This window comes from Geodermatophilus sp. SYSU D01036, assembly GCF_054050435.1.
Genome location: NZ_JBJGZJ010000007.1, coordinates 176170 through 182709 on the forward strand (window position 1 = coordinate 176170; position 6540 = coordinate 182709).

Below are 6540 nucleotides of genomic sequence, written 5' to 3' on the forward strand. Positions count from 1 at the left end.
CCACCGGGTCCTCAGTCGGGCCGGATCCCGTTCCGCGTGACCCGGATCGTCGACGCGCTGCGGGTCCGCCGGGTGGGCACGACCTCGCCGAGCTCGGCCAGCCGCTCCACCGCGGCGTCCTTGTCGACCTGCGTGCGCATCCCACCGCCGGTCCACTCGCAGTGCAGGTCGCCGGCCGGCCCGGACCGGCCCCGCAGCCGCTCGCGGGCGAACTCCTTGTGCCGCCGGGCCTCGTTCTCCGCCGCCCGCCAGGCGTCGTAGTCGTGGACGGCCTCGACGTAGTCGGCGTCGGTGACCGTCAGCCGGGACTGGCGGGAGACCTCGCCCTCCGTCCCGGGGTCCACCGGCGGGCCCCAGCACAGGTCGAGGAACGGGCACCAGTCGCACATCCCGTCCACGCCGGGCCCGAACCCGTCGCGCGGGACGGCGTCCACGCCGTCCTCCTCCACGGTGGCGTAGACGTCGGTCAGCCACATGAGCGCCTCGGCGGTCAGCGCCGGGTCGTGATCGGCCTCGAAGACGACGTCCTCGCCGGAGTCGCGGGACAGGTAGCGGATCCGCAGGCCCTCGACGTCCTGCCCGTCCCCCGACGGCAGCCGCCGGTCGGCGGTCTGCCCGGTGCGCAGCAGCCACGCGTAGAGGGCCACCTGGAACCAGTGCCGGACCGGCACCCCGCGGGTGAGGACCCGCTCGAAGCCGAACCGCGACGTCGTCTTGAGGTCCTCCACCACCGGCTCGTGCCACCAGTCGCAGCGGCCCTTGACCTGCTCGCCGCGCAGGCCCACCTCGGTGAGCCCGCCGTACTGGCGGCGCAGCGCGCGGAGCACCCCGCGGTGCAGCTCGGTGCCGATGAAGGCCTGCAGCCCGGCACGGGCGTTGGTCGGCCGGCGCCGGGCGATCCGGTAGGCCGCCCGGCGCCGGCACTCGCCGACCTCCGAGGCGCCGATCATCCGCTGCCGGGAACGGGCCCGGCGGCTGTCGAGGTCCCGGACCGCCGCGGCCAGGCTGGGCGCGGCCCGCCGCTCGGCGGCGCCGGGACGCGCGGGCAGGACGGCGGTCACCGTCCCGCTCCCGGTCGGGGGCGGCGGGGCGGGGCCGGGAGGTCCGGCCCCGCCCCGCCGCGCGGCTCAGGCGACGTCCGCACGACCGTCGTCGCCGTCCCGGCGCTCGGCGATCACCGCGCGCACCAGCGCGGTGAGCCGCTTGGTCGCCACGTGCTCGACGGACCGGCCGAACCGGGCGCCGATCTGCTCGTCGGTCACGCCCAGGCTCTCCAGGCTGGCGAGCACGCCCCGGCGGGCCGCGGTGTTGCGCCGCTCCCGCGGGTCGTCCGGGGTCGGCGAGGACTCCAGCAGCGGGTTCGCCGGCGCAGCGTCCTCGGCGTCGGGCCGGGGAGCCGAGACGGCGGCCTGCGCGGCCGCCGCCGCGGCCTGGGCGGCCTGCAGCACCGAGGCGGGCGTCTGCGGGACCGACGGGTCGCCGGCCGCGACCCGGCGCCGCCCGGCGGGGTGGGTCGTCATCGACGACTCGACCAGCTGCTCGTGCCGGGCGCGGATCAGCTCCGCGACCGTGTACGAGCCGCCCGGGGTGGGGACGTCGGCCTGCAGCAGGCCGTTGCGGTTGGCCACGGTCCAGACCTCGCGCAGCTCGTCGTCGTCGCGGGCGTCGTCGATCCGCGCGACCAGGTCGGCGGCGTCCGGCTCGCCGCGGCCGCCGGCCCGGGCGGCCGGGCGGGCCTGCTGCGCCTCTTCCGTGCGCTCGTGCTCGAGCAGCCCGCCGCCGTGGAAGGAGACGAGGTCGCGCACGTGCGCGGTGCCCGGGTCGCACTTGAGCGCGTCGAACACCAGCCACTCCAGCAGCCGGCCGGTCGCCTTCGGGTCGGTGACCTCGCGCGCCGGGTCGTCGTTGGGCTTGATGCCCACGTGCACGCTGCGCGCGCCGACGATCAGCGGCCGGCGGCCGCGGCGCAGCCGCATCCACACGGACGCGGCGTACGGGAACTCCCGGTGGGTCTGCACCGACCAGGTCTTCTGGCCCTCGATCGGGCGGCCGTTCGAGTCGACCTCGGTGACCTCCTTGCCGCGGGCGGTCACGACGACGATGCCGGGGAAGGTCAGCAGCTCGGTCTGCAGCTTCCGCCAGCGGGCGCCGGCGTCGTTCCACAGGTTCTGGCTGATGGTGACCTCGGCGTTGGGGTCGCGCTTGAGCAGCTCGCGGTTGCGGGCGGACTTCGCGGCGCGCTCGCTGGCCCAGTCCTTCAGGCCGTCCCAGATCGCCGAGCCGGTGTCGATGCCGAGCACGACCGGGGGCTCGCCGGCGTCGGAGGCGCGGCGGGCCTCGGCCTTGACCGCCTGGACGGCGGCCAGCACCGCGGCGTACGAGCCGTCGTGCTCGATGAGCTGGTACCGCGCGCCGGGGATCGCGCCGTACTCGTCACCGGCGCCCTCGTTGAGGTCGATCCAGTAGAGCGCGCCGATCCGGTCGCTGCTGCTGAACTGGGCCAGCGCCCAGCTCTTGCCTGCCTTCTCCTCGCCCTCGAGGAGGATGCACGGCCACGGCACGCGGCCGGTGGGCTTGCGGGTCTTGAGGCCAGGGACGGCCATGTCGGACTCCTTGGATGACACGGGGAAGATGTCGACCCCGAATCTAGGAAGGGGTACCGACAAAACGGCGTGTCGACTTGACACCCCGTGCCGGCGATCGCGTCAGCCCTGCTCCGGCCCGTCGTCGGAGGACACCCGCCCGCGCAGCCGGTGGGCCAGGGCGGTGTGCCGGCGCCCGGACCCGGCGGCGCGCACGGCCTGGGCCAGCGCCCGGGGCGAGCCGACCAGCACGACGAGCTGCTTGGCCCGCGTGACCGCGGTGTAGAGCAGGTTGCGCTGCAGCATCATCCAGGCGCTGGTGGTCAGCGGGACGACGACGCACGGGTACTCGCTGCCCTGGGAGCGGTGCACGGTGACCGCGTAGGCGTGCACCAGCTCGTCGAGCTCGGCGAAGTCGTAGTCGATCGCCTCGGCCTCGTCGGTGACCACGGTGACCTTCTGGTCCACCGGGTCGATCGCGGTGACGACGCCCTGGGTGCCGTTGAAGACGCCGTTGCGGCCCTTGTCGTAGTCGTTGCGGATCTGGGTGACCTTGTCCCCGACGCGGAACACCCGCCCGCCGAACCGCTTCTCCGCTCGGTCGGGCCGGGCCGGGGTGAGCGCCTCCTGCAGCAGCTCGTTGAGCCCGGCGGCGCCGGCCGGCCCGCGGTGCACCGGGGTGAGCACCTGGACGTCGCGGCGCGGGTCGAGGCCGAACCGGGCCGGGATGCGCCGGGTGACGACGTCCACGGTGAGCCGGGCGGCCTCCTCGGCGTCGTCGGTGGCGAACAGGAAGAAGTCGTCGAGGCCCTGCACCTGCGGCGGGGTGCCGGCGTTGATGCGGTGGGCGTTGGTCACCACCCCCGACAGGCTGGCCTGCCGGAAGACCTGCGTCAGGCGCACGTGCGGCACCGGGGTGCCCTCGGCGAGCAGGTCGCGCAGCACCTCGCCGGCGCCGACCGACGGCAGCTGGTCGACGTCGCCGACGAGGAGCAGGTGCGCGCCCGGCGGGACCGCCCGCACCAGCTTGTTGGCCAGCAGCAGGTCCAGCATCGAGGACTCGTCGACGACGACCAGGTCGGCGTCCAGCGGCCGGTCCCGGTCGTAGGCGGCGTCGCCGCCGGGGCGCAGCTCCAGCAGCCGGTGCACGGTCACCGCCTCGACCCCGGTCAGCTCGGTGAGCCGCTTGGCCGCCCGGCCGGTCGGCGCCGCGAGCACGATCCGCGCGCCCTTGGCCTTCGCGAGGGTGACGATCGAGCGCACCGTGAAGCTCTTGCCGCAGCCGGGCCCGCCGGTGAGGACGGCGAGCCGCTCGGTCAGCGCCAAACGGACGGCGTCCCGCTGGCCGGGCGCGAGCTCGACGCCGGTGCGCCGGTGCAGCCAGGCGAGCGCGGCGTCCCAGTCGACGGAGGCGAAGGCCGGCATGCGGTCCTCGGCGGCGGTGGCCAGCCTCCGCAGCCCGGCGGCGAGCGAGACCTCGGCGCGGTGGAACGGCACGAGGTAGTAGGCCACCGTGGGTGGGCCGCCGGCGCCGGGCAGTTCGTCGCGGATCAGGCCCTGGTCGGCGACCAGCAGGGCCAGGCAGTGGCGCACCAGGTCAGCGGGGACCTGGAGCATCTCGACCGCCCGGGCCATGAGGTCGTGCTCGGGCAGGAAGCAGTGCCCCTGCCCGGTGGCCTCGGACAGCACGAACTGCAGCCCGGCCTCCACCCGCTGGGTGCTGTCGTGCGGGATGCCGACCGCGGCGGCGATCGTGTCGGCGGTCTTGAAGCCGATGCCCCAGACCTCGGCAGCCAGGCGGTAGGGCTCGCTGCGGACGACGCCGATCGCGGCGCCGCCGTACTGCTTGTAGATGCGCACGGCGAGCGAGGTGGAGACCCCGACGCCCTGCAGAAAGACCATCACCTCCTTGATGGCCCGCTGCTCCTCCCAGGCCTCGGTGATCAGCCGGGTGCGCTTGGGGCCGAGCTTGGGCACCTCGGCCAGCCGGGCCGGCTGCTCCTCGATCACCCGCAGCGCGTCGGCCCCGAAGTGGTCGACGATCTGCGCGGCCAGCCGCGGGCCGATCCCCTTCACCAGCCCGGAGCCGAGGTAGCGCCGGATGCCCTGCACCGTGGCCGGCAGCACGGTCGTGTAGTCCTCGACCTGGAACTGGCGGCCGTACTGGGGGTGCGCGCCCCACCGGCCGCGCAGCTGCAGCGTCTCCCCCGGCTGGGCGCCGAGCAGCGAGCCCACCACGGTGACCAGGTCCCCGCCGCGCCCGGTGTCGACCCGGGCCACGGTGTAGCCGGTCTGGGCGTTCGCGAACGTGATCCGCTCCAGCGTCGCCTCCAGGACCGCCCCCGTCCGCGCCTCTGCCACCTGCCGTCCTCTCGCTGCTCCGCCGTCCTCCCTCGATCGTCACACCGCCCGATGACGGAATCCGCGGAGCGCACGGAACTGTCGGACGGTGCTCGTAACCTCCGGACGCTCACCTGAGCGATGCACTGACAACACGGAGGACCGGATCATGGCCGGCGACACTGTCATCACCGTCATCGGCAACCTGACCAGCGACCCCGAGCTGCGTTTCACGCCCTCGGGAGCGGCGGTTGCCGACTTCACCATCGCCTCGACCCCACGCACCCTGGACCGCCAGACCCAGGAGTGGAAGGACGGCGACGCGCTCTTCCTGCGCTGCAGCTGCTGGCGCCAGATGGCCGAGAACGTCGCGGGGTCGCTGACCCGCGGCTCGCGGGTCATGGCCCAGGGGCGTCTCAAGCAGCGGTCCTTCGAGACCAAGGAGGGCGAGAAGCGCACCGTCATCGAGCTCGAGGTCGACGAGATCGGCCCGTCCCTGCGGTATGCGACGGCGACCGTCGCCAAGGTCGCCCGCTCGGGCGACGGTCCCGGTGGGGGCTCCGCTGGCGGACAGACGCCCCGCGACGGCCGCAACGGTGCCGGCCGGGGCAGCTCGCCCGATCCCTGGGCCGCGGCGCCGGTCGGCGGCTTCGCCGAGGAGGAGCCGCCGTTCTGACCGGGACCGGCCGGCCCCGCGGTCGGTGACCGCGGGGCCGGCACCGTCCCGGTGCCCGGCTCGCCCGGGTCCGCTGCCCCGAGCGCGGGCCCGGGCGGGCTCCAGCCGGTGCGGGCGACTGTGATCCCGTCGGAGCGCGGTCCGACACGGCCCGCGCGGGGACCCGCGGTGCCGGGCACCGCCTAGCCTCGGACCCGTGGCGTTCACCGTTCCCGACGCCCACCTCCTCGCCCTGGCCGCCCACGAGGGGCAGACCGACGAGCACGGCCGGGACATCTACCTGGTGCGGTTGCGACCGATCGCCGAGTTGCTGCGGCCGCACGGTCCGGAGGCGGAGATGGCCGGCGTGCTGCAGGACGTCGCCCGGACGACCGGCGACCATCCTGATCCCGCCCGCCGCTACGACCTCCCCCGGCTGCTCGCCCTGGGTGTCCCGGCGGTCGTCGTCGAGGCGATCGACGCCGTGACGCCGCGTCCGGGCGAGCCGTACATCGCCGGCCTCATCCGGCGGTGCGCGGCGCACCCGCTCGGGCGCCTGGTCAAGTTGGCCGAGAACCAGCACCTGCTCGCGGCCGCCGCTCAGCAGGCGGCCACCGACCCGGCCCGGGCGCGCAGCCTGCGCGAGGGCCGCTACCGCCCCGCCCGGCGGATCCTGCTCGCGGCCGAGGCCGCGGACCCGGTCCACGGCCGGCGCATCCTCGTCTGAGGCACCAGCAGCAGTTCCGTCAGGACGGAACCGGGGCGTGGTGCAGTCTCGTCGGGCCGTGTGCGGGAATGCAGAAGGGGGGGGGCCCCCCCCGGCGGGCGGGGGGGGGGGGGGGGGGGGGGGGGGGGGGGGGGGGCGGGCGCGCCCCCCCCCCCCCCCCCCCCCCGACCCCCCTCCGCCACCCCCCCCATCACCGCGACACCCCCCCCCCCCCCCGGGCCCGCGCGCGGGCGGCG

5 protein-coding genes are annotated in these 6540 nt (G+C 75.6%); 2 read left to right on the forward strand and 3 right to left on the reverse strand.

Annotated elements, in window-relative coordinates; translation table 11 throughout:
* Positions 1 to 11: 11 nt before the first annotated feature.
* The 3 genes from ACI8AR_RS10195 to recD2 form a co-directional block, all read right to left on the reverse strand.
* The gene (locus ACI8AR_RS10195) at positions 12 to 1061 is read right to left on the reverse strand and encodes a PD-(D/E)XK nuclease family protein (RefSeq protein WP_457050920.1); all 1050 of its coding nucleotides are present in this window, start codon (positions 1059 to 1061) and stop codon (positions 12 to 14) included.
* 66 nt (positions 1062 to 1127) lie between these two features.
* Positions 1128 to 2603: a hypothetical protein gene (locus tag ACI8AR_RS10200; RefSeq protein ID WP_457050921.1), complete on the reverse strand. Its 1476-nt coding sequence runs from the start codon at positions 2601 to 2603 to the stop codon at positions 1128 to 1130.
* A 102-nt stretch (positions 2604 to 2705) separates the two neighbouring features.
* Positions 2706 to 4943 carry an SF1B family DNA helicase RecD2 gene (gene recD2 / locus ACI8AR_RS10205; RefSeq protein WP_457050922.1) on the reverse strand — a complete coding sequence of 746 codons (2238 nt, stop codon included), beginning with the start codon at positions 4941 to 4943 and terminating at the stop codon, positions 2706 to 2708.
* A gap of 148 nt (positions 4944 to 5091) precedes the next feature.
* Here recD2 and ACI8AR_RS10210 point away from each other — a divergent pair, with 148 nt between their 5' ends.
* A complete protein-coding gene (locus ACI8AR_RS10210) occupies positions 5092 to 5598 on the forward strand; it encodes a single-stranded DNA-binding protein (RefSeq protein ID WP_457050923.1) in 507 nt (168 codons plus the stop codon).
* A gap of 196 nt (positions 5599 to 5794) precedes the next feature.
* Positions 5795 to 6304, forward strand: coding sequence for a phosphohydrolase (locus tag ACI8AR_RS10215; protein WP_457050924.1), 510 nt, complete (start codon positions 5795 to 5797; stop codon positions 6302 to 6304).
* Positions 6305 to 6540: the final 236 nt, after the last annotated feature.

Coding starts and splice junctions, on each gene's coding strand:
- ACI8AR_RS10200 (WP_457050921.1), bottom strand. CDS start 2,603: ATGGCCGTCCCTGGCCTCAAGACCCGCAAGCCCACCGGCCGCGTGCCG.
- ACI8AR_RS10210 (WP_457050923.1), top strand. CDS start 5,092: ATGGCCGGCGACACTGTCATCACCGTCATCGGCAACCTGACCAGCGAC.